The sequence below is a fragment of the Pristimantibacillus sp. PTI5 genome, from assembly GCF_048572955.1.
Lineage (GTDB): Bacteria > Bacillota > Bacilli > Paenibacillales > Paenibacillaceae > Pristimantibacillus.
This window is the reverse complement of record NZ_CP183886.1, coordinates 4,345,845-4,362,756: the sequence shown is the minus strand read 5'-3', so window position 1 is coordinate 4,362,756 and position 16,912 is coordinate 4,345,845. Positions and strand designations below refer to the sequence as shown.

Sequence of the window (16,912 nt, the reverse complement as noted above, 5' to 3'; positions counted from 1 at the left end):
TATTGCCACAATGCTTGTGTACCTCTCCAAACGACATACTTTGTCATTATAGCGAAAATGGATCAGAATGAACATGCACTTCTTACACATTCAAAAACATGAAGGTGCAATAAATGAAAAGAAATGATACTATTTATGATGGTTATAGGTCTTTGCTATAGATCGTTTGTATATGTTGCAAAAGGAGAAGATTAAATGAGTAACGAACATAACTTTTGGCTTGATTTACCGAAGCCGTTTTTTATACTAGCACCAATGGAAGATGTCACAGATGTTGTATTTCGTCACGTCGTTAGTGAAGCTGCAAAACCCGACGTATTTTTCACAGAATTCACAAGTACAGATAGTTATTGTAACCCTGTAGGGATAGACAGCACTCGTGGTCGGTTGATGTTCACAGAAGATGAGCAACCGATCGTCGCTCATATTTGGGGCAATAAGCCAGCTTTGTTTGAACAGATGAGTATGGATATGAAAAAACTTGGTTTTCGTGGTATCGATTTAAACATGGGATGCCCCGTACAAAACGTTGCATCCAATGGAAAAGGTGCTGGATTAATACGACATCCTGAAGTTGCGGCAGAAATTATTCAAGCAGCCAAAGCAGGTGGATTACCAGTGAGTGTTAAAACAAGATTGGGGTACTCTGAAATTGATGAGTGGCGCGATTGGTTAGCACATATATTGAAACAAGATATTGCGAATCTTTCCATTCACCTTCGTACAAAAAAAGAAATGAGTAAAGTAGATGCACACTGGGAACTAATCCCTGAAATCAAAAAATTACGCGATGAAATTGCTCCAAATACGTTATTAACTATTAATGGAGATATTCCTGACCGCGCAACCGGATTAAAATTAGTAGAACAATACGGTGTTGATGGTATCATGATTGGCCGCGGCATCTTCACCAATCCATTTGCTTTTGAAAAAGAACCTAAAGAGCATAGCGCAAAGGATTTTCTCAATTTACTACTTTTACAGCTAGATCTTCACGATAAATATTCAACTGAAACCGTACCACGTTCATTTAAACCGCTTCTTCGCTTTTTCAAAATCTATGTTCGTGGATTTAGAGGCGCAGGCGAACTAAGAAACCAATTAATGGATACCAAGTCAACTGATGAAGTACGTCGTTTAGTTAACAATGTTTTAGATGAAGTTTTAGATAGAAGTATCCCACCTGTACATGATTAAAAAGACTTGCAGTTAAAACAAGTCTTTTTAAGGAATTATAGTTTTATTCTAAATAGAACTCCAGTTCCAATAACTTCATTAAAAATAATAAGAGACCTTCCAGAGTTCAATGAACTCATGGAAGGTCTCTTATTTTTGCACGATGTGGTCAAACGGGGTTTCCTCTCAAGGAAACCCTTGATGCATAAGGGATTTAACCCCTTATTACATCATGCCGCCCATACCGCCCATGCCGCCCATATCTGGCATGCCAGCGCCTGCGCCCTTCGGCTCAGGTTTGTCAGCAACAACGGCTTCAGTTGTCAAGAACATAGCTGCAACGGAAGCTGCGTTTTGTAGTGCCGAACGCGTTACTTTAGCAGGGTCAACGATACCAGCTTCGAACATGTTCACCCATGTGCCGGTAGCTGCGTTGTAGCCTACGCCGATTTTTTCGTTTTTCAGACGCTCAACGATAACGGAGCCCTCTTGGCCTGCGTTAGCTGCGATTGTGCGAAGCGGCTCTTCAAGGGAACGAAGAACGATATTCACGCCTGTTTGCTCGTCGCCTTCTGCTTTAACAGCAGCAACGGCATTGTATACGTTAATGAGGGCAGTACCGCCGCCCGATACGATACCTTCTTCAACCGCTGCACGAGTGGAGTTGAGGGCATCTTCGATGCGGAGCTTGCGCTCTTTCAATTCTGTTTCTGTAGCTGCGCCGACTTTGATTACAGCAACGCCGCCGGACAATTTTGCAAGACGCTCTTGAAGCTTCTCGCGATCGAAGTCGGAAGTTGTTTCTTCCAGTTGAGCGCGGATTTGGTTCACGCGCGCAACGATGTCAGCGGAGTTGCCGCTGCCGTCAACGATGATTGTCGTTTCTTTTGTGATACGGATTTGACGAGCGGAACCCAGGGATTCAACGCCAGTCGATTTCAGCTCAAGGCCGAGCTCTTCCGTGATCACTTGGCCGCCTGTAAGAGCAGCGATATCTTGAAGCATTGCTTTACGACGGTCGCCGAAGCCTGGCGCTTTAACCGCTACGCAAGTGAATGTTCCGCGAAGTTTGTTCACTACAAGCGTAGCTTGAGCTTCACCTTCAACGTCTTCAGCAATGATTAGCAATTGTTTGCCGGATTGAACGACTTTCTCAAGAACCGGAAGGATCTCTTGAATGCTCGTGATTTTTTTGTCAGTGATAAGGATGTAAGGGTTGTCTAGGACAGCTTCCATCTTATCTGTATCTGTGATCATGTATGGTGATACATAACCGCGGTCGAATTGCATACCTTCAACCACTTCAAGCTCTGTAACAAAGCCTTTCGACTCTTCTACAGTGATAACGCCGTCGTTGCCGACCTTTTCCATAGCTTCAGCAATCAATTGGCCTACTTCATCGTCAGCAGACGAGATGGAAGCAACTTGAGCGATCGATTGTTTGCCTTCGATTGGTTTCGAGATAGCTTTCAGCTCTTCTACTGCAGCTTTAACGGCTTTCTCGATACCTTTGCGGATAACCATCGGGTTAGCGCCGGCTGTAACGTTTTTCAAGCCTTCGCGAATCATCGCTTGAGCAAGTACAGTTGCGGTAGTCGTACCGTCACCTGCAACGTCGTTTGTTTTTGTTGCTACTTCTTTAACAAGCTGAGCGCCCATGTTTTCGAATGCGTCTTCAAGCTCGATTTCTTTCGCGATGGACACACCGTCATTCGTGATAAGCGGGCTTCCGAATTTTTTCTCAAGGACAACGTTGCGGCCTTTTGGACCTAGTGTTACTTTAACCGCGTTTGCAAGAGCGTCAACTCCGCGCAGCATTGCGCGACGAGCATCTTCGCTAAATTTAATTTCCTTAGCCATTAACGTAAAACCTCCCAAAATAGTTTAAGTAATTTTGTTATAACGTATCTTGCCTTCTATGTGACCCTTGACGGGCAGCTATTCAAAAATCGCGTGAATTTCGCTTTCCTTCATAATCAAATACTCTTTGCCTTCGTATTTGATTTCAGTACCCGCATATTTGGAGAAAAGAACGCGGTCGCCTTCTTTAACTTCCAAAGCAACACGAACGCCATCTTTCAGCGTACCGCTGCCGACTGCTACCACTTTACCTTCTTGCGGCTTTTCTTTCGCCGAATCCGGCAATACGATACCGCTAGCGGTTGTTTCTTCTTTCGCGATTGCTTCGATCAATACGCGTTCACCCAAAGGTCTGATCATTGAAAATAGCCTCCTTCAAAATTTGTCGCTTCTTAGTTTCTCGTTAGCACTCGAAACCTTCAAGTGCTAACAACTATTTTTATCATACTCATTTTCGTTATCAATTTCAAGTGCTTGGTTTTAATTTTCCGTTTATTTACACAAGGCAAGCCGGAACGCTATTCTTTTGCGGATAAAAGTTGTATTCCTCCGCTTTTGGGCAGCAAAAATACCTTCTGCAACTTGCGCCTCATATACAACAGCCCCAGCCGATGAGACTGCCGCGATACCACAAAAACCGAGCAGTTATGACAACTTTCGCATGTTTTTTCTGTCTTTCTTCTATATAAATGCCGCATCATTAGCAGCTTCCTGCATCCGACTGCAATCCCAATACAAACAGGCAGGCGTACGAATCATCCATCGTCTGCCTGTCTGCTGTTTGTTTCATATTACTTTAATGCCGTGTCTATCCCAAATTCTTGTCCAGCCCACGCCTTCTTCGACGTCCATGCCTCATCCGCCCCGCTCCAAAACGGGTGCTCGCTCGCCAGACCCAAAGGCAAAAATACGGCTGCGCATAGATAGAGGCTGCCCGTGGAAATGTAACGCTCGCCAATATCCCGCTGATGCCCGCAAAAACCGATCGTAAGCCAGCCCTCAGGCGTAAAATTGCCCGGTATTTCCATCGTTCGGCGGATGGCTGCCGTCAAAGCGCAGCGTACCTGGGCCGGACTGACGCTTTTCGGCAAATCATCCAGCAGGGCACTTTGAGCTAGGCTCTGGAACGCCCCGAAGCGATATGCAAGCGAGCGTCCAATCGGCGGATAGGTTCCATCGGTTCCGATCAACCGCTCGAGCACCTCCGCATATCGCCGAGCCCTGCCGGTTATGGAAGCCTGCATGGCATCCCACTCTCCGTACTGGTCGCCTGCTGCGGCAAGCACGTCTACAAGCATCGGCTGAATGACGAAGCTGTTGTAATAATCCCAATGAAATTCAGGTCCGTCGCCATAGGCGCCGTCGCCCAAATACCATTGTTCATGCTGCTTTAAGGCATAATCGATCCGCATCGGATCCCAATCGCCCTCACCCAGCTTAAGCAAAGCCGCTTCAGTGGTTGCCGCAAACAGCAGCCAGTTCGAGAAAACAGGCTTTCTCGTCCGTGTTTGCTTCAGCGCTGCAATGACATTTTTTTTGACCCGCTGCTCCAGCTTTTCTCCCAGCTCGACCGGCGCGCGAAGGATCGCTAGCGCCAAAAAAGCGGCGTCGACAATCGGCTGGAAGCCATCGCTGAAGTTCATGTAATCCGGCGAATCCGGATCGGTCCCTGCGTCTATGGCTTCGCGGGCCAAACCCGCAAACCGGCAGCGAATCTCTTCCTCGTCTCCGTGGAGGGTCCTATTCTCAAGCCATGGAGCCATACCGGACAGAAGCCGTCCAAGCGCTTCCAAATGCGTATATTTCGCCCGGTCAGCCTGAAGCTCCGCCGCCGCAGCAGCCCTTTCTTTCTCGGTTTCGCCCGACACCGCTGCGAACTCAACCGGCATGCTCTCTTTAAGGCGACGCTCCGCGAGCGCCGTCAGGACAGGTTGGCTAATCGCAATCATCTGCTCAAGCCAATAGCGGCGGTCAGAAAACGGAGTGCCGGACTCTTGTCTGCTCATCATCACCCTCTCCCTCCTACCAGAACGTGGCTGAATTTCCTCTCAGCCGCGCCAAGCCTTCAACAAAGAAATAATCACCGTAAATCAGCGGCACATCAATGTTTCTCCGCTCCGGATAATGGCTTGTGCCATGCAAAATCAAGCCCTCTTCCGCTTCGTTATCCCAAGCTCCGTAGTTCTCGTACATGGAGCGGAGGATTCGCTCTCCTGCCGCTTGATACAGCTCTGCCTCTTCATTCGGAACCGCCTTCGCAATTTCCAGCAAGCCGCAAGCCGCACACGCGCCTGCCGATGTATCGCGGTAACGCTCGACGCCGGAAGGCAGCCGGAAGTCCCAATGGGGAACCGAATCCTCGGGTAAATTCGCAAGGAAGAAGTGGGCGACCCGCTTGGCTGCTTCCAAATACCTAAGCTCGCCCGTATAGCGGTAACTTAGCGCCATGCCGTAAATTGCCCATGAGGCTCCGCGCGACCAAGCCGAATTCGGCGCATAGCCTTGCCCGCCGTTCACGCTTTCAAATTCGCCGGTTTGCGGATGGAAAACGACAATATGGTTGACCGAGCCATCCGTCCGGATAAAATGCTCCAGCACCGTATCCGCATGCTCCATCGCCAGATGCTTAAACCTTGGATCGCCCGTCGCCTCGCTCGCCCAGTAGAGCAGCGGCAAGTTCATCATGCAATCGATAATGGCCCAGCCCTCGTTGCGATCTCCCTCGCTCCATGGATTCCATGCTCTTATATAATTGCCTTTTACGTTAAACCGTCCGCTGAGCACGCTCGCAGCCAGCAGGGCGCGTTTACGAGATTGCTCTTCGCCAAGCAGCTTATAACGGGCGACGCTCGTAAGCGACCACATGAAGCCGATATCATGATCCAGCCGGTCAAACCCCATCAGCACCTCATCCAATTGCTGCTCGCATGCCTCGGCAATGTCTTTAAAGCGCTCGTCCTTCGAGTCCGCGTCGCGGTACAACAGCCAAAGCAGGCCCGGCCAAAAGCCGGCTGTCCACCAATGCGGCGCTTCGAGCACATAGGTCCCCTCCACGCTGGCATGCGGGAATCTCGCCCCGATTCGATTGCTTGTCCTCGTTACCTTCTCCTGTACCTTTTCCCATGCTTCATTTGTCCAATTGCTCTTCTCCATATCCATTCCCTCTCCCCTCGGCGATTAAGTAAGCTATGAGTCAAATTGAAAAATAAATGACGCTGACAAAGGCATGCCAGCCGGTATCGATGCCTCGAAATCAAGCGTATACCAAAAGCGTTCGATTCCGAAATGATCGATATCGCTTCTTGCCGTCACCGCCGGTTGCCATATTTGATGGTCATATGCGATGCTGAGTTGACGCTTTCCGGACAGGACGATACGTCCCTCCTGCACCAGCTCAGGAGCAAGAAACGTAATGAAGCGCTCCGTCACATGCAGATTGGCGGCTTCGCTGCTTTCCGTAAATGAAAACAAGTCGGTCAGCATTAACCGCGGAAGCCTTTCTTTTTCCCAGCGGAAACGGCGCTCCAACCGCTCCAGATTGGAAAGCACGTATGCTCCGCTAATCGAAAGCGCCATGTGATCGCAGCTTTCGCCTGTAGACGCTTCCAAAACCGTCGCCCGGAATGCGGAACCATTTTGCTGATGAAGTCCGTTAAGTATAGGAACCGAATGTCCTTGCGAGCCGTTGCACCATATCGAATAACGTTCCAGGCCAAAATATTGCGCCGTATACTTTCCGCTGCCGAGATCCGCCAAATAGGCTTGTCCATCCGCATGCACAATAAAATGGCCTACATCATTGTGGTTATGCGGCTCCTCATTATGACCGCCCTTGGCCGCAAAGCTGTAGCTGCCGCCGTTATCGCTGACATGCCTGGATATCAGCCACTGCACATCGGACAAATAATAGGACTCGGCAGGCCAGATCGCCTTGTCGCCTGAAACTTGCATCCAGTCATCCTTCACCCATATTAAGTTGCGAAGCGCAGGCGCCCAGCGTCCGCAATGATCGGCTGCATACTTTGCTCTCAGGCTTCCATCAGGCACGATCACCTCATTATATTCGTTATGAAGGCAGCAGCTCAGCCCCATAAAGATACCGCTTTCGTTAGTCGAATCTGAGAAATTAATGACCGTGCTGCCTCCTGTAAAGCATTTTTGCTGAAAAAGCGCGATTTCCTTCACTTTACTTGAAGCAAACAAGTCGATTCGCCCGTCGGTCGCCGTTTTTAACAGCTGGGCAAAATAAACGTAATAACCGAATCCGTACTGCCAGTACAAATATCCTTCCGCGCAGGCTCCGTCCTCGCCAAAACCGCTTAAGTAGCAATCGAGCGAACGAAGCACCCGCTCCAGCAGCTCCGATAAGCGTCCCGCTTCCTCGATAAGATGGAGGGCCGCCGCACCAACCGAGCCTGCGCATACCGCAGACCAATTGTGGTCAGCTGTTTCCCAGCCGTAAGGCCCCTGCTCCAAGAAAGGCCGAAACAGCCGCGTCTCTATTTCCTCTTCCACCTGTATGCGCAGCAATGCAGGCAAGCGGTCACCCAAAAGCAGCATCGCTTCGCTAAGCGCAAAACCCGTCTCCGCAGCAAACAAATCAATATCCGGCCTATCCGCTCCTTCATTAAAATGAGCCGGCAGACACCAGGTATACTCATTGCAAATGGACCAAATGATATTAAGGGCCGCCGATTCATAACGCTGGTGATCTGGCTCAAGAATAGCCATGATGACAAATGCATTCAGCCTTTTGCGCCTTTCAAAATAAACCTTCTCGTAGGCCAGCCGTTCTCCCGTATCACCATAGATACGAAAGAGGGCATACGTCAGTTCAGGATCTGGCGTAAGCAAATATCGCTCCGCTTCTGCCCGAATCTCAGCGATTAGCGTCTGATTCGCAGCAGCTTCACGCATCCTTGCCGCAATTCCGACCTGCTCGTCATCCGGTGCGAGAAGCGTCATCCCGCGTTTCCTGCTCTGATCCAGAACGATTCTAATCCGCTCGCTGTTCATGGTTATCATTCCACTCCTATTCAGTCACCGTTTTTGCCGGTTTCTGTATGCCTCTAATCCATTCTACCCGTCCAATCTTGGCGTGCCAAGGCTCGATATGAGAATAATAGGCATTTCCTGCCTGCTGCTTCGAGAACACAATGCCTTACTACTATTATAAAAAAAGAACTCCCATTTCTTTACCGCTATTTTGATCACCTCTACCGCTATTTTGACTTTCTTTCATGGGCAAAAAAATACCGCACAACGATTTCTCGCGCACGGTAATGGTTAAAGCTTCTTTGCTTCTCGGTCATTTGCCGAATTAAATGGTCATGAAGTAAGAGCCAGGCGCAATACAGGCTGTTTCCCTTGTTTCCTTTGTTACCCTACCCTTCTAGATGCTTTTTTCTTAATACGGCTTAATGCGTTATCGATGGACTTCGTGCTCATTCCGATCTGCTTGGCAACCTCTTTATAGGACTTGCAGCTCATGATTTCCGCAAAAACGAGCTGCTCAACCGATGACATCATTTCAAACAATTGATCCAGTCGCTTTTGCTTCTCCTTCAGCTCTTCCTTCTCCAGTAGAACTTCCTCCGGCGTTGGCTCATCGACGACGAAGTCCTTCATGAACTCCTCCGCATCCGGTTCGTCCAGCTTGGTGAAAAAGGAAAGGGAATCGTTTAAACACTTTTGTTTTGTCCCTTTTGCCTTCTTTAAGGCATTGATCATGGCATTATTGATGTGCATTTTGGCAAAAACATCGAAGGCGCCTCTCTCAGGATCAAATTTAACGGCAGCCATATAGAGACCTACGCTGCCATCTTGAAATAGATCTCCTTTTTGAAGGCCTCTGGCATAATACTTGTTGCTAAAGAAACTAATCATCCTCGTATATCGCTCAAACAAGCAATTAAAAGCATCCTCACAGCCGTGCTTGTATAAGCTAACCAGCTCCTCGTCCGTCATTCCTCTTAAGTTTTCTTTCATGACTACGCACCCAGCACCTTATTAATGGATTGCAGAACCCGCTCCTCTTGGAAAGGTTTAACGATAAAATCTTTCGCACCGGCTTGAATCGCCTTAAGCACCATCATCTGCTGCCCCATAGCCGAGCACATGACGACTTTTGCATTCGGTTCGATTTCTTTAATTTGTATAAGCGCATCTATGCCTTCCATGACGGGCATCGTAATGTCCATGGTGACCAAATCAGGATTCAGGCTTTTATATTTCTTTACCGCTTCTTCGCCGTTCTCCGCTTCGCCGACGACATCAAAGCCATTTGCCACCAACATGTTTTTCAGCATCATACGCATAAATGCCGCGTCGTCCACGACCAATATTTTTTTCAATATATGTCACTCCTTATTTTTGCAACAACAGGATTGTATTAATCTGCAAACATTCATTGTAAATTGTTAGTCATTTATAGTCATTATTGTAATCATAAACGGACAGGCAGCAGAGGTAACCGAAAAATCCTTGCGCGACCCCGCAAAATTTTTGCGGGATTCTATAAACTATCGTCGAATAACGGAACAAAAAAAACCGGACCACTTGAAGTGTCCGGGTTAAATCGCATGAGGTTTGTGCCCTTGTCTTTATAGTAATTTAATGAAATCCGTATCCGACAGCAGTCCTAATTGTTTGGCTTTCATGGCTGCCTCGATCCTGGATTTCACATTTAGTTTTTGGAAGAGATTCGTTAAGATGTATTCCAAAGAGCGCTGACTCATTAGCATGATCTCCGCAATTTCCTTGTTGCTCCTGCCTCTTGCAATTTCCTTTACGATTTCATATTCCTTTGCGGTAATCGTCTTTGCCTCGTCGCCGCTAAGGTTCTCGACGACTTCGCTTGACGTTCTTCGCAGCTGCTTCACCAATGAAAGCGGTAGAACGATTTCTCCCCGCAGCGCGCAGCGGACAGCCGTTACCAGCTGCTCCTTGTTGGCTGTCTTGAGGACAAAGCCGGCAATACCGGTTTCGATCATCAAATTAAAATGACTCATGTATTCAAAGCCTGTATGTATGATGATGACAGCCTCCGGAATCATTTCGATTATTTTTTTGGCCAAATCAATGCCATTCATATTCGGCATATGCAAATCGATCAACATCACCTGAAAGGACTGAATTGCCGCGAGCTCCAAGGCTTTATTTCCGGAATGGGCCAAATAAACCTTCATATCGCCTTCTTGCTCAAGGAGCATTTTTGTCCCCTCCATAACGGAGGGGTGATCATCTACTAACAAAATATCGATCATGCTAGGCATACACCTCCTGTTCCGATTTTTGATACTGCAGTGTCATTTAGCCGGTATGGTAATGAGGATGGCTAAACCTTCGTTCGGGGAAGAGTTGAATTCAATTCGCCCTTCCAGGCTGCGCACCCTCTCCTTCATCCCGTAGACGCCCATTCGGTTAAAGCTATCCTCTATTCCGCTTACATCCATACCAATTCCATTATCTATATAGCTCAATTGTATAAAGTTGTCCAGGCTGAATAACGTAATATGGACCTTCCAAGCATTCGAATGCTTTGTTGCGTTCGCGAGCAGCTCTTGTACGATGCGGTAGAGGCCGATAAGAAGGTCATCGCTCGGCGTATGATGAAAATCCGCATAATCAAAACGAATCGAATAATTGGTACGCAGCTGGGTAAACTCGAACAGCGCTTCTAACGACGTTACGAGCCCAGCCTCTTGGAGCATGGGCGGCCTCAGCTCATTGCATGTTATCCTTATTTGATAAACGACATCCAGTAAGCCCTGCGTAATTAATCCCAGCTTCGTTTGCAACTCCTGCGGGATTTGCTCACCCGTTGCGACCTGATCAATCATCCGGTACCAGATCATAAGCTCTTGAAGAGCTGCATCGTGCAAGTCCTGCGACAACCGCTTTCTTTCGTTCTCGGATATGCTGAACAACAGCCTCAACAGCCATGTCGGCGTCACTTGCTGGGAGGTGATTTGCTCAAGCTCTTTGGTTAAGTCTTCAATCACCAGGAAATTATCATATAGAACGCTCGCATAGCGGGTAATCGTCTCCAGCCACACCCTTTTGGGCTCAAGCGATAAAGAAGGCGAGGTTTCTCCGATGCAGAGCAAATAATAGCTGCCCATCAATTCCCCGATTTTCAGGAAATGCCCTTCCTTCAGATCTATGATTTCGCATTTTGGAATTTGTCCTAACGAATAAGCGGTTATTTCACTCATTACCTGCTCCGGTATAGTCGGGTTCCCGCTTTTAACGGTTGCCGACTCCCCGTTGTCTACAAGCACCAGACTGACTTTTTCTATTTTAAGAATATCCTGAATCTCTTTAACTAATCTGCGGTCCAATTCGTGAACCTTCATGATGCCGAATAACTCGCCGGAAAACCGATCCAGACTGGTATGCAGCAAAAAGTACCTATCCTTGCTTTCACGCAGGATTTGCTCGGCATAGTTTTTATCGGCTTCCGCTTTTTTACGATCCGTTATGTCCCGAATCAGCGTAAGTCCTGCATTCCTCCCTTTGTAATAGATCGAATTAGCAATAACCTCTACATCGATGACCGTACCATCGAGACGTAGACTTTTTTGCTCCACCAGCGAGGATACGCCTTTCTGCGCATAAACACGTTCCAACCGCTTTACGGCAAGCTCCCGCGAATCGGGGTGGATGAAACCAAGTATCGACCGATCAACAAGCTCATTTAAGCTTAATACCCCAAACAAAGCGAGCCCCGCCGGGTTGACATACGTAAACTTATAGTCACAATGAAGGATAATCGCTACCGGCGATAGTTCAACCAATTGGCGGTTTAAAGCTTCGCTTTCCTGCAAGGCTTTTTCCGCTTGCTTTCGTAACGAGATGTCTTCGAATACAATCTCTACTGCCGAGCTGTGACTATCATAAATGGCCGCGACGGACACTTCGATCCTTTGTCCGTTCTTCTGAATAACCGTCATTTCTACGGGAGTAATATAACCTAAACGTACGCTTTCCTCCAATAAGCCCTTGGAACGGCTCTTCTCCTCATCAGGAACCCAATCCCACGGCTTCGATCCGATCACTTCCTCCAGATTATCCGCTCCAAATATCTTTAACCCGCTAGGATTAATATAAATAAGCTTCTCATCCTTGAAGACGGAGATCGCAGTCGGAGAAAGCTCTACCAATCTGCGATAGCGTTCTTCACTTTCCTTTAAAGCCGCTTCCATCCTATTGCGCTCTGTAAAGTCGTTAAAGACATGAAGCGAAATATTCGTATGTTCGTCATATATGTTGGTAACCTCCGCCTCGACGGTTTGTCCATCAAGACGAATGAGCGTATATTCAATCGGGCCCGAATATATCCTGTTCGATATCTCGTTCCCCCCGCTTTGAGCTTGCAGCTTTTCATACGGAGAAACGATATCGTAAATACATTTTCCAACAATATCATCCATATGCTTGGCTCCCAGAAGACGAAGCCCCACAGGATTAATATAAATAAATTTCCCGTTTCTCTGTGCGGCTATCGGCTGCGGCGAAAGCTCGATGAATCGGCCGTACCGTTCTTCGCTGCCCTTCAAATCTTTTTCGATTCGCACCTTCTCGTTAACGTTTCTGGATACGAAGATAATGCTTTTAATTTCTCCGTTTTCATCCAATATCGAAGTAGCCAAGCAGTCAAAATAAGCCGACCCTCCGTCAGCATGCATGATCCGGCAGCGAGCCTCCTGCGTTGATGTCGTTCGAGGCATCCGGAAAAACTTTTCATGAATCATTTTTAGGTCATCGGGATGCGTATAATCAAATACGGATGTGCCCGTTAGTTGTTCCGGATCGATTCCGAGTCCTCTCTTATAGGATGGAGAGGCATATTCGAATACGCCCGCGGGGCTTACGACGCCAACCAAATCCGTCATGTTCTCAGCAATCAAACGGTACATCGCTTCGCTTCGTATAAGCGCTTGCTCGGTCTTTTTTTTGGAGGTAATGTCTTTGCAAATCGCAAAAGCCCCCACAACCTTGTGATTCACAAAAATAGGTATTTGCTTCATATCCCAATGAAACACCCTCCCGTCCTTATGGCGGGACAACATCTCATAATTTTGCGGCTTTCCTTGCTTCGTCTGCTCGAAATAGGCGGTCATGTGCCTCAGACCCTCTTCTCCGAACATTTCGGCCAATAAATTCCCAGCATCTTGATCATTAAACAGTTCACCTGTAATCATCAGCGATGCGGTATTGATGTTCAGTACGTTACCCTTAAGATCAAGCTCGCAAATCACGTCGGAATTGTATTCGAATAAAGATTTATACCGCTGCTCGCTTCTTTGAAGCGCGGCTTCCATTTCTTTTTTCTGAGTGATATCGATAATGGCAGCATCAAGACGGGAAAGCTGTCCTTCATAACCCAAGGTGGGAATGATACGGACCTGCAACCAAATTATTTCTCCTTCAGCATGAAAGACGCGGTATTCTCCCAAATCCGAATTCCCCTGGTTAACGCTCTCCATTAATTGGTTAAATAAATATAGATCCTCTGGATGCACAATACTAATCCAAGCATCTTTATCCTCAAACATTTCCATCGAGTATCCCGTAATTCTCACCAATGACTCCGAGTAATATACCGTTTTCTGTGACTTCTCATCATAAGTCAAGGTACCTACATCGAGAGTTCGCAATAAATTTTCTATCAAAAATCGCTTGGCCTCTGATTCTTCGAGATTTTGCCGGGTTTGCTTGTTTTTTCTGCGCATAACAATGATGTGAAATAATTGAAATAGGAGTATGATAACAGCCGCCCCCATAAGAAATTCGGTCAATTTCATTCTCCTTTTTCTATGTATTGGGCATATCTCCCGTATAAAACAAAATAACCGCCTGCAACGGCGGTTAAACAAAGAAATGCTTTCAGCACTCATGTTAAATAAACCACTGATCACCTGATTGTCTAATCCTGCTGCAAATACAGTCTCGGCAATATACTACTTTATATTAGCTGAAAATGGCCCCTAGAATATAGAGTTTTATTTTACCATCCTCTACTCGTATTGACACGGCGTGGCCAGACAATGAAAAATACTGCACAACGATTTCTCGCGTACGGTATGAATGATTCCAGCTATTGTTCTTTGAAATGCAAGCCGCCCATAATGAACGCAGTCAAATCTTCGATCGTCGTTTCCAGCGATGGATGCTCTTCCTCGAGCAATATAGCCCAATACTCCGTATGTCGATGAAAGAGCAGCGTCCCTACAACGGACATCAAGGCCGTATCCAGTGAGCGAAAATGAAACATGCCTTGCTCCTCGCCCTCTTTGAGCCAGTGGCGAAGCAATTTCCACATGGGCATGACATGCTTGCGAATTTTCTTTATGCGATCCGTGTTCATTATAATTTCCTGCTGAATAATATTAATGAGCTGTCGGTCGCTGTATCGAAATCTCGTTACCTCGCGAATAATAAGCTTTACGCCCTCTGCTGGGCTTAGCGATGGATCTACTCCGGCAATTTGATCATTTGGGAAAAATTGCTCGAACAACGCGCCGAACATATTTTCTTTTCCGCCAAAATGATACGATACGAGCGCGACGTTAGCTCCTGCTTCCTCGCATATTTGCCGAACGGTCGTTCTCTCGAAGCCATATTGGGCAAACAGTTTCTTGGCAGCCAATAAGATTCTGACTTTGATATCCGCATCTCCTGTTGTCATGACGGTCCTCCATCGTAACGATTTCTTTTATTTTGAACGAACCGCGAGCGAACAGCAAGATCAACATTGGTTTTTACCGGTTTTGACCGGCAATGACTGCGGCTGGCTCCTGTTGGCGAACAACCTGCCGTTTCACCGCTACGGCTGCTGCGCTAACCGCAATGGCGACAATCGCGATGAGGCTTAATGTCAATGCGTCAGCCGTTGCGGCTGGGCCGCCGAACAAAATGTTCATCGTGCCTTCTACCGCATACGTGGCCGGAAGAACATCTCCTAGCTTCACGTAAAAATCCGACAGCAATTCGCGAGGCACGATCGCGCCAGAGGTAACCAGCTGTGCGGACAACAACATAATATTAAACAGCATTCCGCTCATGCCAAACAAGTAAATAAACATTTGCGATACAAAAATAAAAGTCAGGACGAACAGCAGCTGGAATAACCAAATATGAAGGAAGCCTTGGGCCATTTGGCCGCCAAACGCAGCGAGCAGCGATGAGCCTATCAACGATACGATCACGGCTGCCGCAGCATTAAGAATGCTTCTTGCCGCAAAACGCTGCCATCTGCTTACTGCCGCACTTATCGCCATCGCAGATTGTTCAAAGTTCATTCCCATGATCATCGCGCCAACATAAGAAGCCAGCACCAGCATCATTGGAACCATCTGATTGTTCATACCTTGAATAACGTTCGTCGACTGGATCTCTGAAGTCACGCGCTCTGACAATCCTTGCGCGGCTGCTCCTGCTTGCTCCGCCGGAAGCTGCATATTGCCGAGGACCGTTTGAATGCCGCCGCTTACTGCTTGCTTATTCACTTCTGCTGTTATTTGCGCAGCCGCGCCGCTCATAATGCTTTTAATTAACGCGGGGTTGGATTCGTTGATTAGATATTGGATCGATGCCGTACCGTCTGCTGCTGCAGCCTTTTGAGAAAAGTCGGCAGGTATCCAGACGATCATCTGAACCTCACGCTCATCGAGCTTCTGCTTCGCCTCGTCAATGGCATTGATTTGATTCATGCTGAACGGCAAATTTTGAACAAGTCCGCTGGCAATCTGCTGGCCCATTTGCTGGTCTTCATTGACAACCGCGATATGCAGCTGATCGATCCGATCCGTAACGCCGTTATAACCCGTCATCCAAATGACGGAGAAGATCACTTGGAACATGATCGCCGTAATAATGCCAACCCATGTGGTTGGGCGTTTCATAAAAGCTTGCAAAGCATTTTTCATATTGAACCACTCCCGTTTTCTCTATTTAAACAAACGTTTAAAACATCTGTTTAAATCTTAAGCGGAAAGTTTTATTTTGTCAACAAGCGGAAGCAACTAAGAAATGATTAGATATAAAAAAAGGAAGAAGAGGATTGTCCTCTTCTTCCCGTTACGCATTATTGTATGATTCTCCGTATTCCGCTTCCCATTTCGCATCCGCTGCCAGCTGTTTTTTATGCACCGTACCCGATAGAAACACACTGACTTCGTACAAAATAATTAAGGGAATGGCCACTAAAATATCCGATATGAAATCCGGAGGCGTGATCATCACCCCGATAAGCACCATGATGAAGTATGCGAGCCGGCGCATTTTGCGAAGCCGCTTCGGATTCACCAATCGAATCGCCGTCAAAAACATAATGACAAGCGGCAGCTCGAAAAGGAGTGATATCGGAATAAGCAAATTAAACATAAACGTAAAATATTGCGCGATCCCGTAGGTTTCCTCAAGGTTTAAATGCTGCGAGACCGTTCTTGTAAAGTTGAACGCAAGCGGAAACACGACATAATACGAAAATGCCAGGCCAATCAAAAACATGATTAGCGCGAACGGCACGTATTTAAGCGTAGAACGCTGTTCGTTTTTGCGCAGCGCCGGCTTTACGAATGCCCAGAGCTGATAAGCAATCATAGGAAGCGCAATAATCAAGGCAATCACAAAAGCGAATTTCATATACATACCGATACCGTCCCAAAGCGAAAACGTATGCAATGAAATCGTGTTTGCCGGCTTCTGGCTCATTAGAAAATTATAAGTAGGCTGCGCGAGTATCAATCCGACTACTAAGCCTATCGTCAGTATAATGAGCACGTAGACAATACGTTTGCGAAGCTCTCCAAGATGCTCTAGAAGCGGCATGAGCCCTTCCTGTTGAAGGAGCGCTTTACGCGATGTCTGC

Annotated in this window: 13 protein-coding genes; 1 reads left to right on the top strand and 12 read right to left on the bottom strand. The window is 47.2% G+C overall.

All coding sequences use genetic code 11. The features are described 5' to 3' along the window. Positions 1–195: 195 nt before the first annotated feature. Entirely contained in the window at positions 196–1,197 is a 1,002-nt protein-coding gene (locus ACN6MW_RS19395; protein WP_419871675.1) for a tRNA dihydrouridine synthase, read from the top strand. A gap of 204 nt (positions 1,198–1,401) precedes the next feature. Here ACN6MW_RS19395 and groL read toward each other — a convergent pair whose 3' ends face one another. The 12 genes from groL to tatC all read right to left on the bottom strand — a co-directional run bounded on the left by groL (position 1,402) and on the right by tatC (position 16,872). Continuing rightward, positions 1,402–3,036, bottom strand: coding sequence for a chaperonin GroEL (gene groL / locus ACN6MW_RS19390; RefSeq protein ID WP_076269676.1), 1,635 nt, complete (start codon positions 3,034–3,036; stop codon positions 1,402–1,404). Between the two features lie 78 nt (positions 3,037–3,114). Next, on the bottom strand, positions 3,115–3,396 hold the full coding sequence (gene groES, locus ACN6MW_RS19385; protein ID WP_076338572.1) for a co-chaperone GroES: 282 nt from the start codon (positions 3,394–3,396) through the stop codon (positions 3,115–3,117). Between the two features lie 431 nt (positions 3,397–3,827). After that, entirely contained in the window at positions 3,828–5,042 is a 1,215-nt protein-coding gene (locus ACN6MW_RS19380) for a DUF2264 domain-containing protein (RefSeq protein WP_419876392.1), read from the bottom strand. Between the two features lie 16 nt (positions 5,043–5,058). Beyond that, the gene (locus ACN6MW_RS19375) at positions 5,059–6,189 is read right to left on the bottom strand and encodes a glycoside hydrolase family 88 protein (RefSeq protein WP_419871674.1); all 1,131 of its coding nucleotides are present in this window, start codon (positions 6,187–6,189) and stop codon (positions 5,059–5,061) included. Between the two features lie 33 nt (positions 6,190–6,222). Then, a complete protein-coding gene (locus ACN6MW_RS19370; RefSeq protein WP_419871673.1) occupies positions 6,223–8,052 on the bottom strand; it encodes a hypothetical protein in 1,830 nt (609 codons plus the stop codon). Positions 8,053–8,415: 363 nt separating this feature from the next. After that, a complete protein-coding gene (locus ACN6MW_RS19365) occupies positions 8,416–9,024 on the bottom strand; it encodes a sigma-70 family RNA polymerase sigma factor (RefSeq protein WP_419871672.1) in 609 nt (202 codons plus the stop codon). 2 nt (positions 9,025–9,026) lie between these two features. Further along, positions 9,027–9,392, bottom strand: coding sequence for a response regulator (locus ACN6MW_RS19360; RefSeq protein WP_419876391.1), 366 nt, complete (start codon positions 9,390–9,392; stop codon positions 9,027–9,029). Positions 9,393–9,638: 246 nt separating this feature from the next. Continuing rightward, positions 9,639–10,301, bottom strand: a complete 663-nt coding sequence (locus ACN6MW_RS19355; RefSeq protein WP_419871671.1) for a response regulator — start codon at positions 10,299–10,301, stop codon at positions 9,639–9,641. A gap of 42 nt (positions 10,302–10,343) precedes the next feature. Beyond that, on the bottom strand, positions 10,344–13,838 hold the full coding sequence (locus ACN6MW_RS19350) for a PAS domain S-box protein (RefSeq protein WP_419871670.1): 3,495 nt from the start codon (positions 13,836–13,838) through the stop codon (positions 10,344–10,346). Positions 13,839–14,137: 299 nt separating this feature from the next. After that, positions 14,138–14,728, bottom strand: coding sequence for a TetR/AcrR family transcriptional regulator (locus ACN6MW_RS19345; protein ID WP_419871669.1), 591 nt, complete (start codon positions 14,726–14,728; stop codon positions 14,138–14,140). A 73-nt stretch (positions 14,729–14,801) separates the two neighbouring features. Further along, positions 14,802–15,968, bottom strand: a complete 1,167-nt coding sequence (locus tag ACN6MW_RS19340; protein WP_419871668.1) for a YhgE/Pip domain-containing protein — start codon at positions 15,966–15,968, stop codon at positions 14,802–14,804. 151 nt (positions 15,969–16,119) lie between these two features. Continuing rightward, complete coding sequence (gene tatC, locus ACN6MW_RS19335; RefSeq protein WP_364154268.1) at positions 16,120–16,872, bottom strand: twin-arginine translocase subunit TatC; 753 nt, start codon at positions 16,870–16,872, stop codon at positions 16,120–16,122. Positions 16,873–16,912: the final 40 nt, after the last annotated feature.